The following is a 16,861-nucleotide window of genomic DNA, read 5'->3' as shown; positions in this document are numbered from 1 at the left end:
GCTCGTCGCTTATTCGCCCGTCTGGCCGGGATCGGGCGCGGCGGCGCGGCGGCGGCGCTTGCGCATCGCGGAGTAGGTGGCCAGGCCGCCGATGACCACGCCCGTGGCGAGCGCGGCCGGCACGGCGATCTTGGCCGCCTTGCGGCCGGTGCGGAAGTCGCGGATCTCCCAGCCCCGCTTGCGGGCCTCGCGGCGCAGGGCCGGGTCCGGGTTGACCGCCACGGCGTAGCCGACCGTGGAGAGCATCGGGGAGTCGTTGATCGAGTCGCTGTAGGCCGCGCACCGCGTCAGGTCAAGCCCTTCGGCCAGCGCCAGGGTGGTGATCGCCGAGGCCTTCTCCGGGCCGTGCATGAGGTCGCCGACCAGGCGGCCGGTGTACACCCCGTCCTGGATCTCGGCCACGGTGCCGATCGCGCCGGTCAGACCCAGGCGGGCGGCCATGATGCGGCCCAGCTCGACCGGCGCCGCGGTGACCAGCCACACGCGCTGGCCGGCGTCCAGGTGCAGCTGGGCCAGGGCCAGGGTGCCCGACCAGATGCGGTCGGCCATGAGCTCGTCGAAGATCTCCTCGCAGAGGCGCTCCATCTCCTCGACCTTCCAGCCGGCGATGAAGGCCAGGGCGGTGGTCTTGGCGTTGGAGACGGTGCCGGCGTGCTCGGAGGCCAGGAGGCGGAAGCGGGCCTGCTGGTAGGCGAAGCGGGCCAGGTCGCGGCTGGTGAAGTACTTGCGCTTGGCCAGGCCGCGGGCGAAGTAGTAGATCGACGCGCCCTGCATCATCGTGTTGTCGACGTCGAAGAAGGCAGCGGCGGTGGGGTCGGACGGGATCTCCAGGGCGGCCTCGACCTCGGTGGCGGCCCAGCCCGCGGCGGAGACGACGATACGGCCGCTCGGGCGCTTGCGCCGCAGCGCGGACGGTCGGATCTGCACGAGGCCTGCTCCCTTCGAGAAGATCAACGCACCTGACACGAACATCCAACGGTACCGGCATGGAACAGCAACAGGGCCCGGTGACGTGCACCGGGCCCTGTCATGTCCTTGACGTGTCGCTGGGCTGAATCAGTGGAGCAGCCAGTCCAGCAGGCCCTTTTCGGTCTTCGAGGGGGAAGGCGTGGGCAGGACCGTGGCGGCCGGGTCGGCGGGGGAGGACTCGGTCGCCGACGAGCTGGCGCCCGGGGCGACGCTGCCCGTGTGGCCGGGATTGCCCGCCCCCGGGGCGCCGGGCTGCTGGGTCTGGCCGGAGTTGGTGCCGTTGCTGGGCTTGGTGGTGGTGCGGCAGGCGCCGCTGACCGGGACCGGGCCGTAGGCGTCGGGGCCGGCCACCGCGGTCGAGCCGCACTTGACCAGCGGGCGCAGCGCCTTCGAGCGGCGGTCGATCTCGTCCAGCAGCGTGACCGACTTGGTCGCGCGGGCGCGAGCCGGGTCGTCGGTGGCCGAGGCCTTCAGCTTCTCGGCGGCGCCGCGCTGGTTGGTCACGAAGCCGTCGATCGCGTCGAGCGCCGCGGGGTCCTTGTGGGCCATCGCGGTCGCCGTCAGCAGCCGGACGCCCTCCAGGGTCTCGCCGTCCATGTCGTCCAGGACCGACGAGAGCCCCGTCGGGTCCTTGACCGCCTGGGCCTCGTCGAGCCGGGTGCGGGCGAACTCGAGGTACAGCTGGCCCTTGCTGATGTCGGAGCCGGCCAGTGCGAGCTGTGCCTTTTCGGTGGAGCGCTTGACCGAGTACAGCGCGTCGCCGGGGATGGCGTCGCCGGACGCGGCCGACATGCCGGAGAGGGCCAGCGTGCCGGCGGCGAGGCCGACCACGATGGCGCCGCGGGTGCGGGTCCGGCGGCTGACTGCCGGGCGGCTGCCCGCGGGCCGGCGCAGCGAGCGCAGGCCGAGCCGGCGGACGGGCTCCGGCTCGGGCTCCTTCGCCGTCGCGCCGATGCCCTCGCGCTCGATCGTGGCCATGAGCATGGCCCGTAGACCGTCGCGGAACTCTTGCTGCGCTTCCACCCGGACCGGCAGCTCTCCGAGCCGCTGGCCGACCGACACAAGGTCGGTGAGGGAATCGTCGAGCGTGGACCTCATGCGGTGCCGTCTCGCCCCTGTGGCCTCGTCGAGGAGCTGAGCGAACCGCTCAGCCCGTCGACGGTGGAAGACGGAGCCAATCACCTGAGGCACCCCCCTTCGCTGATCGCGTCACTCAGGCGCGGCAGGGCAGCGGGATGGTGGGCCACCGCGACCGCCGTGCGCCATGCCGACGGTCGCACCAGGACCAACGGTGCAAGGCGAAGACTGGTTACGGCGACCGGCGGGTCACTGTAACCGAAGGTGGCAGGCGTCACGGCTGGAATCCGTCGGGGAGCAGCCGAGCGAGCGCCCGCACCGCGCGGTACTGCAACGCCTTGATGGCTCCCTCGTTCTTGTTCATGGTCTGCGCGGTCTCGGCCACCGAGAACCCGTGCAGGAACCGCAGCACGATGCACTCCTGCTGCTCGGGGTTGAGCTGCTTGACCGCCTTGAGCAGGTCCACGTTCGTGATGTGGTCGATGACCGCCGCCTCCGGGCTGCCCTCCGGCCCCCGGTCGGGGCGGTCGGCATCCAGCACGTCGCCGGTCGTGACCTCCAGGCGGTACCGCCCGGACTTGAAATGGTCGGCGACGAGGTTGCGGGCGATGGTGACCAGCCAGGCACCGAGGTCGCGACCCTGCCACGTGAAGCTGCCGATGCGCTTGAGCGCACGCAGGAACGTGTCGGCGGTCAGGTCCTCGGCGAGCTGGCGGTTGCCGACCCGGAAGTACACGAACCGGAAGACCGTGTCGAAGTACCGGTCGTAGAGGAGGCCGAATGCCGCGCCGTCGCCGGCCTGGGCCCGCTCGATGAGCGCCCAGACCTCGGAGGCCGGGTCGCCGCGCTCGGGCCGGGTCGGCTGCGGCGGGACGGGCTCGCGCGGACCGGTCTCGGTCAGCGTGTCCGTGCCGCCGCCCAGGACGTCCGTGGGGATCGGCACGGTCTCCTCGCCGAGGAGACCCGCGCCGGTACCTCCGACGGGCTTGCCGTTCATCCCGGCGTTGGGTCTGGCGTTCGGGGCCGGTCCCGGGCGGGCCGGTGCCTCGTTGGTGTGTGGACGGTTCCGCGTGCGCGGGACGCTGCCTCCCTCACCGCGCATGACCGTGCTGAACATGTCGCGGACCGACTCGCGTATGGAGTCGCGCAGTACTGACAGCCCGCCGGTGAGTGCGTGCTCAGCGTCGAACACGTGCTGGTAACCGCTCATACGTCGCAAAGCCCTACGAATACGGCGATCAACGGCACTTCGGCCTCCTCGGGGTGAGGGGTATCAACTCGCGACAAATAGGGTGAGTCGACTTCGGTGATAATAGGTCCGGCGTCACCCGCGTGTGGTCGGCTCATGACGTGAGGGCACATTCATCCCACGGATCGCTGTCCGTTCGGCGCACATGCTGTCCGTCACTTCGCCGCGACACGCCGTACGACACGCCGAAAAAGCGGCGAAACGGGACGTAACCGCGCTGGAGTTACTGGACCGCGACACGCGAATTGCACACGAACGGATGGACCTTTACTCAGTCGGCGTGTCGGGCCCGTTGCGGCCCGGCCGAACCGCAGCACGCACCATGCCACGGCACAGGGTGATTGGTGACGGGTGAACTTCCTGCGGCTCCCGGCTCACCCGTTTGCTGTGCAAGACTCGTCGACCGTGCATGACGTTACGAACCCCACCGCCGAGGGGAACTTCGCCGACGTCGTCCGGCGTGCCGCGCAGCGTGGCGGCGACCGCCCCGCCCTGCGGTCGCACGACGAGGTGCTCACCTGGGGTGAGCTGGACCGGCAGGTCGACGCCGTGGCGGCCGGCCTGCTCGCGCTGGGCCTGCCCGACGACCGGCACGGCCGCCCGCGGGTGGCGATCGCGCTGCCCAATGTGCCCGAGTTCGCCGCCGTGTTCTTCGGCGTGCTGCGGGCCGGTCTGGTCGCCGTGCCGGTCAATCCGGCGTACACCTCGCGCGAGCTGAACCACGTGCTCGGGGACTCCGGCGCGGCCGTGCTGGTCGCGACCAGGCCGGTGATGGGCGCCGCCGGGGACGGGGCGCCTCCCGCGCGGTACACGCTGGGCGAAAATCTTGGCGGATTACTCAATGGCGGCGAGTCCGTCGCTCAGTCCGTCGGCGGCGGCGAGGACCTCGCGGTCCTGCTGTACACGTCCGGCACCGCCGGCGCGCCGAAGGGGGCCATGCTGCCGCACCGCGCGCTGCTGGCCAACCACGAGCAGCTCGCGCGGATCGAGCCGGCGCCGGTCACCGGCGACGACGTGCTGCTGCTGGCCGTGCCGCTGTTCCACGCGTACGGCCTCAACTCCGGCCTCGGCGCGGTGGCCTACCACGGCGGGTGCGGCGTGCTGATCGAGCGCTTCGACCCGGCCGACGCGCTGGAGGCGATCGAGCGCCACGGCGTGACCGGCGTGATCGGGGTGCCGCCCATGTTCATCGCCTGGTCGCTGATGGGCGAGCGCCTGGCCCGGGCCTGGGCCGGGGTGCGCCTCGCGGTGTGCGGCGCCTCCCCGCTGGACCCCGCGGCCGAGCGGCGCTTCGCCGAGACCACGGGCCGCGCGGTGCACCAGGGCTACGGGCTGACCGAGGCCGCGCCGGTGCTCACCAGCACCCTGGCCAGCCCCTCGATCAAGCCGGGCTCGATCGGCCGGCCGATACCGGGCGTCGAGGTGCGCCTGGTCGACGCCGAGGGCGAGGACGTTGCCCCCGACGAGGAGGACGGCACGACCGACCCCGGCGAGATCGTCGCCCGCGGTCGCAACTTCTTCCAGGGGTACTGGCCCGAAGGCTCCTCGGCCCCCGACCCCGACGGCTGGTGGGCGACCGGCGACGTGGCCTACGCCGACGAGGACGGCGACCTGTTCATCGTGGACCGGCTCGGCGAGCTGATCCTGGTCAGCGGGTTCAACGTCTACCCGCACGAGGTCGAGTCGGTGCTGGCCGCGCACGAGGAGGTCGCGGAGGCGGCCGCCGTGGGCGTGCCGCACCCGTACACCGGCCAGACGGTCAAGGCGGTGGTGGTGCGCCGCCCGGGCTCGCAGGTGACCGCGGAGGAGCTGGTCGTGCACTGCGAGCGCAATCTGGCCCGGTTCAAGTGCCCGACCGCGGTGGAGTTCGTGGCCGAGCTGCCGCACTCCGCCACCGGGAAGGTCCGCAAGGGGGCCCTGGGATGAGGCTGCTGCTGTACACCCGCGAAGGCTGCCACCTGTGCGAGGAGGCCAGGGCGGTGCTCGAGCGGGTGGGTGAGCCGTTCGAGGAGGTCGACATCTCCGGCGACGACGAGCTGGAGGAGGAGTACGGCTTCCGCATCCCCGTGCTGCTGCTGGACGGCAAGGAGCACGGCTACTGGCGGGTGGAGGAGGACCGGCTGCGCAGCGATCTGGGGCTATTCTCACCCGGGTGAAGCACCTGGTTTGGGATTGGAACGGCACCCTGCTCGACGACCTCAAGCTCGTCGTCGACGCGACCAACATCTGCCTGGCAACGGTCGGCGGCCCGGCGATCACCGCGGACGAGCACCGCCGCGACTTCCGCCGGCCGATCCTGGACTATTACGCGCACGTGCTCGAGCGGCCGGTCGACCAGGTGGAGTTCCAGCTCATCGACGACGCGTTCCACGACGCCTACCGGCGCGGGATCTCCACTTTGCAGCTGGTCCCGGACGCGCTCGAGGCGATGGCCAAGTGGTCCGGCACCCAGTCCCTGCTGTCCATGTTCTTCCACGACGAGCTGCTGGTCGAGGTCGAGCGGCACGGCCTCGGGGCCCGGCTGGTGCGGGTCGACGGCCTTCCGGGCACGGTCGGCGGGATGCGCAAGGCGGCGTACCTGGAGCGCCATCTGGCCGCCCTGGGCCTCGACCCCGCCGACGTGGTCATGATCGGCGACTCGGTCGACGACGGCGACGCGGCCAAGACGGTCGGCGCGCACGCCGTGCTCTACGCCGGCGGCTTCACCGACACCGCGCTGCTGCGGGCGACCGGCCTGCCGGTCGCCTTCTCGCTCGTGGAGTCGGTGGAGCTAGCTCTGCAGATAGGCCAGGACCGCTAGCACCCGGCGGTGCTGCTCGTCGTCCGGCGGCAGGTCGAGCTTGGTGAAGATGTTCTTCACGTGCTTCTCGACCGCGCCGTCGGTGACGACCAGCTTGCGGGCGATCGCGGTGTTGGAGCGCCCCTCGGCCATCAGCCCGAGCACCTCCCGCTCGCGCGGGGTGAGGCTGCGCAGTGGGTCGTCGCGGCGTCGGCGGACCAGCAGCTGCCCGACCACCTCCGGGTCGAGCACGGTGGCGCCGGTGGCCACCCGCTGCATCGCGTCGAGGAACTCGGCGACCTCGGAGACCCGGTCCTTGAGCAGGTAGCCGACCGCCCCGGCCCGGTCGGCCAGCAGGTCGTCGGCGTAGGAGACCTCGACGTACTGCGACAGGACCAGGATGGGCGTGCGCGGCACCCGGGCCCGCGCCTCGACCGCCGCCCGCAGGCCCTCGTCGGTGTGCGAGGGCGGCATCCGTACGTCCACGATGGCCACGTCGGGCCGGTGTTCGACGACCGCTGCCACCAGGCTCGGCCCGTCTCCGACGGCGGCGAGGACCTCGTGGCCGCTCTCGGTGAGCAGGCGCACCAGGCCCTCGCGCAGGAGTACCGCATCATCAGCAACGACTACCCGCACGCCGCTGATAGTAGATGCAGGGTCAGATCGGGAGGATCGCGACGAGCTTCGTCCCGGCGTCGAGGGGGCTCGTGACGGTCAGCTCGCCGCCCGACGCGCGGACCCGGTCGGCCAGGCCGTTCAGGCCGTGCCCCTTGGCCAGGCTCGCCCCGCCGACGCCGTCGTCCTCGACCGTGACGAGCATGCCGTACGCGGAGCGGGCGAGGGTGACCTTGCACTCGCTCGCGTGGCTGTGCTTGGCCACGTTGGTGAGGGCCTCCGCCACGACGAAGTACGCGGTCGTCTCCACGTTGGCGGCCAGCCGCTCCTCGGTCGCGGGCAGCTCCAGGTCGACCGGGACGAGGGAGCGGCCCGCCAGCGCCGTGAGCGCCGCCCGCAGGCCGCGGTCGACCAGGATCGGCGGGGCGATGCCGCGGGAGAGCGCCCGCAGCTCCTCCAGCGTCTCCCGGGTCTGGGAGAGTGCCTCGGCCACGGTGGCCCGGGCGGCCGCCGGGTCGTGGTCGAACTGCAGGTCGGCCCGGCCGAGGTCCATGGCCAGCCGGACCAGCCGCTGCTGCGGCCCGTCGTGGATGTCGCGCTCCAGCCGGCGCAGGGCGCTCGCCTCGGCCGACACCGCGGCGCTGGTCTGGGCCCGGGCCCGGTCCCGGCCGCGCTCGGCCTCGGCGACCCGCTCGCGCAGCTCGGCGACCCCGCTGAGCATCGCCCGGGCGGCCCAGGCCTCGAACAGGGCGGCCCCGCGCACCACCGGCACCAGCGTGAGGGCGAACACCAGGCCGATCCCGGTGTAGAAGAGGACCCGCAGCTCGGCGCCCGAGCCGATGCCGAGCAGCTCCGGCAGGTCCTTGTTGTCCGGTGGGCGGGGGATCGACCAGTCCCACAGCACCGTGGTGAGCCCGCCCAGCGTGCCGGCCCACCAGGTGATCACGAACGCGAACGAGATCGTGCTGGGAATCACCCGGAACGTGCCGTGCAGCAGGTCCAGCCACGACTGGCCGTCGGTGAGCGGGACGAACGTGCGGCGCCAGAAGCCGGCGCGGGGCTCGGCCTTCTTGTAGTACGGGTGCGGGAGCCGGGTGCGCAGGACCGGGCCGATCCGGGCGCGCTCCAGGGTGGCGAAGCCGCGGGCCTGCAGGACGGTGACGAACAGGATCGGGAAGCCGACGACCGTCACCGCCAGGCCCAGGCCCACCGAGAAACCGGTCACGCAGAGGACCAGCGTGATGATGCCGAGGGGGAACCCGAGCAGGACGTACTGCGTGTCGATGCCCAGCTGGCGGATGATCCGGGAGAAGCGGCCCGGACCCAGCGGGGTGATGGTCGTCGTCATGTCATTGACGCTAGGCAAACCGCCCCCCGACTCCCATCCCGCGGTCCAGCCACTTGATGGTAGGGGCAACCCTACTGGAAAAACGTGTAGGCTCGCTACGTAAGGCGTGTTGGGTGCGAAATTTGCCGGAATTGCGGTGATACTGGCCACAGCGCCCGCCCGCTGCCGACCGCGTCGGAGAAAGGGGGCACTACGTGCCGCGGGGGCTTTTCTCGCGCGCGCGATCCGCACGGGCGGGCGCTGACCTCTACCTGGTGGGCGCGGAGTCTTCAAGATCGCGATTTGTGCACGGCTTCACAAGCGCCTACTCTGTTGCAACGACGAACCCCGCTAGCACAGCCGGTAATCGGACCGATCACCGGCCCCGCCAGTGGTCTCGCACACTGTCGTCGTCTCGGAGACTCATGAGCCAGCAGCGCACCGGCCCAACGGACGGACCGGACTTTCCGGACCTTCCGGAGGCGACCGTCGCCAGGCTTCCGGAGTACCTGCGCGCCCTGCACCACCTCGCTGAGGAAGGGCACGACACGGTTTCCTCGGAGGGTCTGGCCGCGGCCGCGGGCGTCAATTCCGCCAAGCTCCGCAAAGACCTGTCCCACCTGGGCCGCACCGGCACGCGGGGCGTCGGCTACGACGTCACGCTGCTCATCGACCAGATCGAGCAGGTGCTCGGCCTCACCCATCGGCGGGCCGTCGCGCTCGTCGGCGTGGGTAATCTCGGTCACGCCCTGGCCGGCTACGCCGGGTTCGGCAGCCGCGGCTTCCGCATCGCCGCCCTCTTCGACGCCGACCTCGGCCGGGTCGGCGAGCAGATCAACGGCCTGGTCGTGCGGCACATCGACGACCTGCCCGCGGTGGTGGTCGAGGAGTCGATCTCCATCGCGGTGATCGCCACGCCGGCGCTCGCCGCCCAGCACGTGTGCGACCGCCTCGTCGCCGCCGGCGTCACCAGCGTCCTGAACTTCGCGCCGTGCGTGCTGAGCGTGCCCGAGGGCGTCGACGTCCGCAAGGTCGACCTCGCCATCGAGCTGCAGATCCTCTCCTTCCACGAGCACCGCAAGTCGGCCCTCACGGCGCTCCCGGCGGTGCAGAAGGCCAAGCGCGGCGAGGCGGAGGTGGCGTCTTGACCGGAAACGTGAACCTGCTGGTCGTGGGGCTGTCGCACCGGACCGCGGGGGTTCCGCTGCTCGAGAAGCTCGCGCTGGGCCCCGGCGAGACGCCGGACGTGCTCGCCGAGCTGGTGGCGCTGCCGTACGTCGACGAGGCCGTGGTCCTGTCCACCTGCAACCGGGTGGAGATCTACGCCGCCGTCACCGCGTTCCACGGCGGCCTGGCCGACATCGGCGGGCTGCTCGCCGCGCGGGCCGGGCTCGTCGTGTCCGAGCTGGCTCCCGAGCTGTACGTCCACTACGAGGTCGACGCCGTCCGGCACGCGTTCCGGGTCGCCGCCGGCCTGGACTCGATGGTCGTGGGCGAGGCGCAGATCCTCGGCCAGCTCCGCGACGCCTACGCCGTGGCCGGCGAGCAGGGCACGGCCGGGCGGCTGCTGCACGAGCTGATGCAGCAGGCTCTGCGGGTCGGCAAGCGGGTGCACGCCGAGACCGAGATCGACCGGGCCGGGCAGAGCGTGGTCAGCGCCGCCCTGGCCTACGGGCAGGGCGCCACCGCGCCGGTCGAGGGGCGCCCGGCGCTGGTCATCGGCGCGGGCGCGATGGGCGCGCTGTCCCTGGCGACGCTGCGCCGGGCCGGGGCCACGCCGCTGTTCGTGACCAACCGCAGCCACGCCCGGGCCGAGCGCCTGGCCGAGCTGCACGGGGCCGAGGCCGTACCGTTCGCCGAGCTGCCGAGCCTGCTGGAGCGGGTCGACGTGGTGGTCAGCGCCACCGCCTCCCCGGAGCCGGTGCTCGACGCGCCGCTCGTCGCGGGGGCCGGCCGGGACCTGCTGGTGCTCGACCTCGCCGTGCCGCGCGACGTGGCGCCCGGGGTGGGCGACGTGCCCGGCGTGACCCTCGTCGACATCGAGGTGCTGTCGGAGTCGCTGTCCACCACCTCCGAGGTGGAGGAGCGGGCCGGCGAGGAGATCGTGGCGGCCGAGGTCGAGGCGTTCCTGACCTGGCTGCGCGGCGCCGACGTGGCCCCGACCGTGGCCGCGCTGCGGGCCCGGGCCGACGAGGTCGTCGAGGCCGAGCTGCGCCGCCTGGCCCAGCGCTGCCCGGAGCTGTCCGACGAGGCGCGGGGCGAGGTGGCCCACAGCGTTCACCGGATCGTCCAGCGTCTGCTCCACCAACCGACCGTTCGCGTGCGTCAGCTGGCGGCGGCGCCGGGCGGCGAGGCTTATGCTCAGGCGCTGCGCGAGCTGTTCGATCTGCAGATTCCGACTCCCGAGATCAATCCGTCCGCCGCTTCCGAGGTGCACCCGTGACGCTCAGGCTGGGAACGAGGGGTAGCGCGCTGGCGATGGCGCAGTCGACGACCGTCGCCGACGCGGTGCGCGAGCGCACCGGGCGCGACGTCGAGCTCGTCGAGATCGTCACCCACGGCGACCGCTCCAGCGCGCCCATCCAGCAGCTCGGCGTGGGCGTGTTCGTCTCCGCCCTGCGCGACGCGCTGCTGGCCGGCCAGATCGACTTCGCCGTGCACTCCTACAAGGACCTGCCGACCGCGCCGGCCAAGGGGCTCGTGGTGGCCGCCGTGCCAACCCGCCAGGACCCGCGCGACGCGCTGGTGGCCCGGGGTGGGCTCACGCTCAACGAGCTGCCCGACGACGCCCGCGTCGGCACCGGCGCGCTGCGCCGGATCGCCCAGATCAACGCGCTGGGGCGGCGCTTGCACGCGGTACCGCTGCGGGGCAACGTCGACACCCGGCTGCGCAAGCTCGCCGAGGGCGAGTTCGACGCCATCGTGCTGGCCCACGCCGGGATGTCCCGGCTCGGGCGCGGCGGCGAGGCGACCGAGGTGCTCGATCCGCTGCTGATGCTGCCCGCCCCGGCGCAGGGCGCACTGGCGGTCGAGTGCCGTGAAGACGATGTCGAGCTGCGCGAGGTGCTCGCCGCGCTCGACGACGAATACACCCGCGCGGCGGTCACCGCCGAGCGGGCGCTGTTGGCCGAGCTCGAGGCGGGTTGCTCCGCCCCGATCGCGGCGCTGGCCGAGGTCGCCGAGGGCGACGAAGGGCCTGAGATTTATCTGCGCGGTGCTGTGTTCAGCCCGGACGGCGGCTTCGCCCTCCGGCTCTCGCGCACCGGAACGCTCGCCGACGCCGCGGAGGTGGGCCGAGCCCTGGCCCGCGACCTACGCGAAGAAGGCGCCGACAACGCACTGGGAGTGCAGCATGACCCGCACCCGTAAGGGCACCGGCCGGATCGCCTTCGTCGGGGCCGGCCCCGGCGATCCCGGCCTGCTGACCCGCCGCGCCCATGAGGCGCTGGTGTCCGCCGACCACATTGTCTACGACCGCAACGTACCCGAGCCGCTGCTCGCCGCGATTCGCGCCGAGGCCGACCCGGAGTGCCAGTTCAGCCCGGCCGAGGGCGCGCCCGGCGACGTCGCCAAGGTGCTGCTGTCCGCGGCCCGCTCCGGGCTTCGCGCCATCCACCTGGTGGGCGGCGACCCGATGGCCCACGAGACGGTACTCAAGGAGGTGCAGGCCGTCGCCCGCACCGCCGTGCCGTTCGAGGTCGTGCCCGGCATCGGGCAGGCCGCCGGGGTGGCCACCTACGCCGGCGTGCCATTGCCCGGCGTGCGCGTGACCGCCGACGTCGACGACGTGCAGTCGGTCGACTTCGAGTCCGTCGCCGCCGCCGTGTCCCGCGGCTCGTCTGCGCTCGCCGTCGACGCCGGCGACCTCGCCGCCGTCCGCGACGGGCTGCTGGCCGCCGGGGTCGACCCGGCCACGCCGGTGTCGATCACCGGGGACGGCACGGGCGAGACGCAGTACAGCTCCGCCTCCACGGTCGACAGCATGGTCGCCGCCGCGCTCGGGTTCGCCGGCCGCGTGGTGCTGTGCCTCGGCGCCGGGGTCGCGCAGCGCGAGAAGCTCGGCTGGTGGGAGAACCGGCCGCTGTACGGCTGGAAGGTCCTCGTCCCGCGGACCAAGGAGCAGGCCGGCGCGATGAGCGAGCGCCTGCGCGCCTACGGGGCGATCCCGTGCGAGGTGCCGACCATCGCGGTCGAGCCGCCGCGCACCCCGGCCCAGATGGAGCGGGCGATCAAGGGCCTGGTCGACGGCCGCTACGCGTGGACCGTCTTCACCTCGGTCAACGCCGTGCGCGCGGTCTGGGAGAAGTTCGCCGAGCACGGCCTCGACGCGCGCCACTTCGGCGGGGTCAAGGTCGCCTGCATCGGCGAGGCCACCGCCGAGGCGGTTCGCGGCTTCGGCATCGTGCCCGAGCTGGTGCCGGCCGGCGAGCAGTCCTCCGAGGGCCTGCTGGCCGAGTTCTCGCCGCACGACGAGATCCTCGACCCGGTCGGCCGGGTGCTGCTGCCCCGGGCCGACATCGCCACCGAGACGCTCGCGGCCGGCCTCACCGAGCTGGGCTGGGAGGTCGACGACGTGACGGCGTACCGCACGGTCCGCGCCGCCCCGCCGCCGGCCGACATCCGCGATGCGATCAAGTCCGGCGGCTTCGACGCGGTGCTCTTCACGTCGTCGTCCACCGTGCGCAACCTGGTCGGCATCGCCGGCAAGCCGCACGCCCGCACGGTCGTGGCGGTCATCGGGCCGAAGACGGCCGACACCGCGGTCGAGTTCGGCCTCCGCGTCGACGTCCAGCCGGCGCACGCATCGGTGACGGACCTGGTCGAGGCGCTGGCAGGCTACGCTGTGGAGTTGCGCGAGAAGCTCGCCGCGATGCCCGCCAAGCAGCGCCGCGGCTCGAAGGTGCAGGGCCCGACGGCCCTGCGGTTCCGCTAGTTGGGGGTAGCTCCCGATGGGTTTTCCTGAGGTTCGCCCGCGCCGGCTGCGTCGCACTCCTGCGATGCGCCGGCTCGTGGCCGAGACGCACGTCCAGCCGTCCAACCTGATCCTGCCGATGTTCGTCAAGGAGGGGTTGACCGAGCCGCGGCCGATCGCCACCATGCCGGGCGTGGTGCAGCACTCCCGCGAGTCGCTGCGCAAGGCCGCGGCCGAGGCGGTCGCCGAGGGCGTGGGCGGCCTGATGCTCTTCGGGGTGCCGGAGACCCGGGACGAGACCGGCTCCGGCGGCATCGACCCGGACGGCATCCTCAACGTCGCCATCCGCGACGTGATCTCCGAGGTCGGCGACACCACCGTGGTCATGTCCGACCTGTGCCTGGACGAGTTCACCTCGCACGGGCACTGCGGCGTGCTGGCCCCCGACGGGTCGGTCGACAACGACGCCACGCTGCGGCAGTACGAGCTGATGGCCCTGGCCCAGGCCGAGGCCGGCGCGCACGTGCTCGGCCCGTCCGGGATGATGGACGGCCAGGTCGGCGTGGTGCGCGCGGCGCTGGACCGGGCCGGGCACATCGACGTGTCGCTGCTGGCCTACGCGGTCAAGTACGCGAGCGCCTTCTACGGGCCGTTCCGCGACGCCGTCGAGTCCGCGCTGACCGGGGACCGCAAGACGTACCAGCAGGACCCGGCCAACATGCGCGAGTCCCTGCGCGAGGTCGCCCTCGACATCGAGGAGGGCGCGGACATGGTCATGGTCAAGCCCGCGCTGCCGTACCTCGACGTGATCGCCCGGGTCGCCGAGGTGGTGGACGTGCCCGTGGCCGCCTACCAGGTCTCCGGCGAGTACGCGATGGTCGAGGCGGCCGTGGCCAACGGGTGGCTCGACCGCGACCGCGCGATCCTGGAGACGCTCACCTCGATCCGCCGGGCCGGGGCGCAGCTGATCCTGACGTACTGGGCGAGTGACGCGGCTCGCCTCCTGCGCCGCCTCTGAACGGCTCAGCCGGTCCGGTCGCCTGCCGACATCAAGTTCGACACGACCGGACCGGATTGGGGCACAGATGGCGACGACGCGGCTTCCCGCGCCCCTCTGGCCGTTCGGCCCCTTTCATCAACTGAGCCTGCAGGTCCACGACCTGACCGTGCAGGGCCGCAACTCCGACGCCCTGGCCCTGGCCGACCGGCTGGAGGCGATCGTCGGCCTGCTCGGCGACGAGCGCTCGGTCGGGATGATCTGGCAGGGCCGGATGTACGCCCTGATCGGCCTCGCCCGGCTCCAGGAGGCCCTGGTCACCGGCGAGCTGCTGCTCGAGCGGCACCGGTCGAGCGGCGCCCGGGCCGGTGAGGCCCGCGTGCTGGCCGATACCGCCGAGATCCTGATCAAGCTGGGCCGCCTCGACGAGGGGCTGCACCGGCTGGCGAGGGCGACCCGCATCCTCGACCGGCTGCCGCTGGGCAACGTGCGGTACAGCTCGGCCCTCTCCTCGATCAGCGAGGCCGCCCGCGCCGCCGAGCTCTACGAGCTGGCCGACGCCTCGGCCGCCTACGCGCTCGAGTCCTTCCCGCTCACCCCCATCCAGCGCGCCGCCGCCGAACTGCAGCGGGCCGAGTTGCTGCTGGAGTGGGGCCTGCGGCTGGAGCACGTCGGACTGGCCGAGGAGGCCGACGTGCGCTACGCCCGCGCCGTGCGGCTGGTCGGGCACTGGGTGGAGGCCCGGTTCAGCGACGCCCCGCTCGCCACCGCCCTCTACGCGCTGGCCCTGGTCAAGACCGGCGCGGTCGACGAGGCCCTGTCGGTGGCGGCCGGCCTGGTCGGCCCTCTGCGGGCCGGCGGGCACGAGCACGAGGCCCGGCTGGCCCACCTGGCCTACGGCATCGCGCTGCGCTGCCGCGGGGACCTCGCCGCCGCCCGCCGGGAGTTCCTGGCCGCCGACGAGCTCGCGTCCCTGGGCTCGCAGCGACTGATCTTCCAGTACGAACTGGCCCACCTGGCCGCCCTCGCCGAGCCCGGCGAGTCCGCGGCCACCCTTCTCGCGGCCGTGCGGGCCCAGGCCCGGCACCTGTGGCACCTGCGCAACGAGCGCCGCTCGATGCTGCAGCAGGCCCGCCGCCGGGTGCAGCTGGAGGCGGACCGGGAGCGGGCCGACCGCGCCGCCGCCCAGGACGCGCTGACCGGCCTGGGCAACCGCCGCCAGTTCGACCGGCAGCTGGACGACCTGGGCCCGGGCTCGGTGGTCCTCCTGCTCGTCGACGTGGACCGCTTCAAGGGCATCAACGACCGGTACTCCCACGGCACCGGCGACCGGGTGCTGCGCGAGGTCGCCTCGGTGCTGCGCGCCCACTGCCGCCAGGGCGACGTGGCCGTGCGACTCGGCGGCGACGAGTTCGCCCTGTTCCTGCGCTGCGACCTGGCCACGGCGGCCCGGATCGGGTCCCGGATCCGCGACGTGATCACGGCCCGGGACTGGGACGAGCTGGCCCCCGGGCTGCGGGTGACCCTGAGCATGGGGGTGGCCGCGCTGTCGGACGGCATGACCGGCCGCGACCTCTACGACCTGGCCGACCGGCACCTCTACGCGGCCAAGCGCAACGGCCGCGACCGGTTAGCCGCCGCCGCATGACCGTTTCGCGCGAAATGTCGGGCGCTGGCGCGCCACGACATTCCGGATTTGTGCCCTGTCAGGGTATAAGTCCGATAAGTCGTGGCACGGAGTGCCCGACTTATCGTTTTGGCGCCGTTTGATGCGCATCGTCAAACTCTGATATCGCCCAAAACGGGCATATTGGGCGTGTTGCGGCGAGTTTCCTGATTTGGCTGGCGCAGAATTGTTCGGGCAGGTCACCGGGCGGGTTACGGCACCGCGCGAGGGAATCTTGGCGCCGCGCAAGTGTCAGGAACACGACAGCTACCCGTTTGGGTGCGCGGGGACGTCGTTGCCCCCATCGTGAGATGGCTCGTCACCGGAGGCGCCGGATACATCGGCGCGCACGTCGTCACCGCCCTCAGCGAGTCGGGCATCGAAACCGTTGTCCTCGACAACCTGTCCACGGGCCGGGCCGGCCGGGTGCCCTTCGGGGTGCCGCTGGTACGCGCCGACGTGCGCGACGCCGCGACGGTGCGCGAGCTGTTCCGCCGGCACCGGCCCGACGGCGTGATCCACCTGGCCGCCCGCAAGGACGTGGCCGAGTCGACCGCCCACCCGCTGCGCTACTACCAGGACAACCTCGACGGGCTGCGCTCCGTGCTGGCGGCGGTCGCCTCGTGCGGTACCGCATCCGTGCTCTTCTCCTCCAGCGCCGCCGTCTACGGCACGCCGCGGCGGTCCCCGGTGCTCGAACAGGACCCGGCCGAGCCGGAGAACGCCTACGGGCGGACCAAGCTCGTCGGCGAGTGGATGCTGCGCGACGCGGCGGCCGGGGGCGGGTTCGGCTGGGCGGCGCTGCGGTACTTCAACGTCGCCGGCGCCGCCGCCCCCAACCTGCGCGACGAGGGCGGCACCAACCTCGTCCCGCGCCTGCTGCGCGCGGCTGCGCTGGGCATCCCGGCGACCGTCTACGGCACCGACTACCCGACCGCCGACGGCACCGCGGTGCGCGACTACGTGCACGTGGCCGACATCGCCGACGCGCACGTGCGGGCCGCCGTCGCCCTGCACGAGGGGGAGCTGCGCGACGAGGTGCTCAACGTCGGCCGCGGGGAGGGCGCCTCGGTGCTGCAGATGATCGCCGCCGTCGGCCGGGCGCTGGGCCGCCCGCTGCCCTACGACGAGGCGCCGCGCCGCCCGGGCGACCCGGCCGCGGTGGTGGCCAGCCCCGCCCGCATCCGGGCCCGCCTCGGCTGGCGGGCCCGCCACGACCTGAACGCCATCGTCACCAGCTCCATCGCCGAAGTCGCCAAGGCCGCCTGAG

General features: G+C 72.8%; 14 protein-coding genes and 1 pseudogene. 10 read left to right on the top strand and 5 right to left on the bottom strand.

Going from position 1 to position 16,861, the window contains the following annotated elements:
• Positions 1-9: 9 nt before the first annotated feature.
• The 3 genes and pseudogenes from ABD352_RS41540 to ABD352_RS41530 all read right to left on the bottom strand — a co-directional run bounded on the left by ABD352_RS41540 (position 10) and on the right by ABD352_RS41530 (position 3,256).
• Entirely contained in the window at positions 10-879 is an 870-nt protein-coding gene (locus ABD352_RS41540) for an HAD family hydrolase (RefSeq protein WP_425553890.1), read from the bottom strand.
• Between the two features lie 402 nt (positions 880-1,281).
• Positions 1,282-2,151: pseudogene (locus tag ABD352_RS41535) on the bottom strand (DUF5667 domain-containing protein); the annotation flags it as partial.
• A 169-nt stretch (positions 2,152-2,320) separates the two neighbouring features.
• Positions 2,321-3,256, bottom strand: coding sequence for a sigma-70 family RNA polymerase sigma factor (locus ABD352_RS41530; RefSeq protein ID WP_425553871.1), 936 nt, complete (start codon positions 3,254-3,256; stop codon positions 2,321-2,323).
• A gap of 444 nt (positions 3,257-3,700) precedes the next feature.
• Here ABD352_RS41530 and ABD352_RS41525 point away from each other — a divergent pair, with 444 nt between their 5' ends.
• Genes ABD352_RS41525 through ABD352_RS41515 form a run of 3 tightly spaced genes read left to right on the top strand, consistent with a single transcriptional unit; the run spans position 3,701 to position 6,095 of the window.
• Positions 3,701-5,221, top strand: a complete 1,521-nt coding sequence (locus ABD352_RS41525) for an AMP-binding protein (protein ID WP_344618090.1) — start codon at positions 3,701-3,703, stop codon at positions 5,219-5,221.
• Positions 5,218-5,451, top strand: a complete 234-nt coding sequence (locus ABD352_RS41520) for a glutaredoxin family protein (RefSeq protein ID WP_344618089.1) — start codon at positions 5,218-5,220, stop codon at positions 5,449-5,451. The genes ABD352_RS41525 and ABD352_RS41520 overlap by 4 nt, the downstream gene beginning before the upstream one ends.
• Positions 5,448-6,095 (top strand): HAD family hydrolase, encoded by a 648-nt coding sequence (locus ABD352_RS41515; RefSeq protein WP_344618088.1) that lies wholly within the window; start codon positions 5,448-5,450, stop codon positions 6,093-6,095. Before ABD352_RS41520 ends, ABD352_RS41515 begins: the two co-directional genes overlap by 4 nt.
• Here ABD352_RS41515 and ABD352_RS41510 read toward each other — a convergent pair.
• Both ABD352_RS41510 and ABD352_RS41505 read right to left on the bottom strand, forming a co-directional pair.
• Positions 6,066-6,710, bottom strand: coding sequence for a response regulator (locus ABD352_RS41510; protein ID WP_344618087.1), 645 nt, complete (start codon positions 6,708-6,710; stop codon positions 6,066-6,068). The two genes, ABD352_RS41515 and ABD352_RS41510, sit on opposite strands and share 30 nt — an antisense overlap.
• A gap of 22 nt (positions 6,711-6,732) precedes the next feature.
• Positions 6,733-8,037: a sensor histidine kinase gene (locus ABD352_RS41505; protein ID WP_344618086.1), complete on the bottom strand. Its 1,305-nt coding sequence runs from the start codon at positions 8,035-8,037 to the stop codon at positions 6,733-6,735.
• Positions 8,038-8,441: 404 nt separating this feature from the next.
• Here ABD352_RS41505 and ABD352_RS41500 point away from each other — a divergent pair, with 404 nt between their 5' ends.
• From ABD352_RS41500 to galE, 7 genes are all read left to right on the top strand, one after another.
• Positions 8,442-9,164: a redox-sensing transcriptional repressor Rex gene (locus ABD352_RS41500; protein WP_344618085.1), complete on the top strand. Its 723-nt coding sequence runs from the start codon at positions 8,442-8,444 to the stop codon at positions 9,162-9,164.
• 8 nt (positions 9,165-9,172) lie between these two features.
• The gene (locus ABD352_RS41495; protein ID WP_344618259.1) at positions 9,173-10,459 is read left to right on the top strand and encodes a glutamyl-tRNA reductase; all 1,287 of its coding nucleotides are present in this window, start codon (positions 9,173-9,175) and stop codon (positions 10,457-10,459) included.
• The gene (gene hemC, locus ABD352_RS41490) at positions 10,456-11,385 is read left to right on the top strand and encodes a hydroxymethylbilane synthase (protein ID WP_344618084.1); all 930 of its coding nucleotides are present in this window, start codon (positions 10,456-10,458) and stop codon (positions 11,383-11,385) included. The genes ABD352_RS41495 and hemC overlap by 4 nt, the downstream gene beginning before the upstream one ends.
• On the top strand, positions 11,369-12,949 hold the full coding sequence (locus ABD352_RS41485; RefSeq protein ID WP_344618083.1) for a bifunctional uroporphyrinogen-III C-methyltransferase/uroporphyrinogen-III synthase: 1,581 nt from the start codon (positions 11,369-11,371) through the stop codon (positions 12,947-12,949). The genes hemC and ABD352_RS41485 overlap by 17 nt, the downstream gene beginning before the upstream one ends.
• A 16-nt stretch (positions 12,950-12,965) precedes the next feature.
• Positions 12,966-13,946, top strand: coding sequence for a porphobilinogen synthase (gene hemB / locus ABD352_RS41480; protein ID WP_344618082.1), 981 nt, complete (start codon positions 12,966-12,968; stop codon positions 13,944-13,946).
• A gap of 67 nt (positions 13,947-14,013) precedes the next feature.
• Complete coding sequence (locus tag ABD352_RS41475; protein ID WP_344618081.1) at positions 14,014-15,573, top strand: GGDEF domain-containing protein; 1,560 nt, start codon at positions 14,014-14,016, stop codon at positions 15,571-15,573.
• 324 nt (positions 15,574-15,897) lie between these two features.
• Positions 15,898-16,860, top strand: coding sequence for a UDP-glucose 4-epimerase GalE (galE, locus tag ABD352_RS41470; protein ID WP_344618080.1), 963 nt, complete (start codon positions 15,898-15,900; stop codon positions 16,858-16,860).
• Position 16,861 lies beyond the last annotated feature (1 nt).

Origin of the sequence: Dactylosporangium salmoneum (genome assembly GCF_039532525.1) — a bacterium.
Taxonomy (GTDB): Bacteria; Actinomycetota; Actinomycetes; order Mycobacteriales; family Micromonosporaceae; genus Dactylosporangium; species Dactylosporangium salmoneum.
Note: the sequence above shows the minus strand (reverse complement) of the source record. Positions and strands in the feature narration are given on the sequence as shown.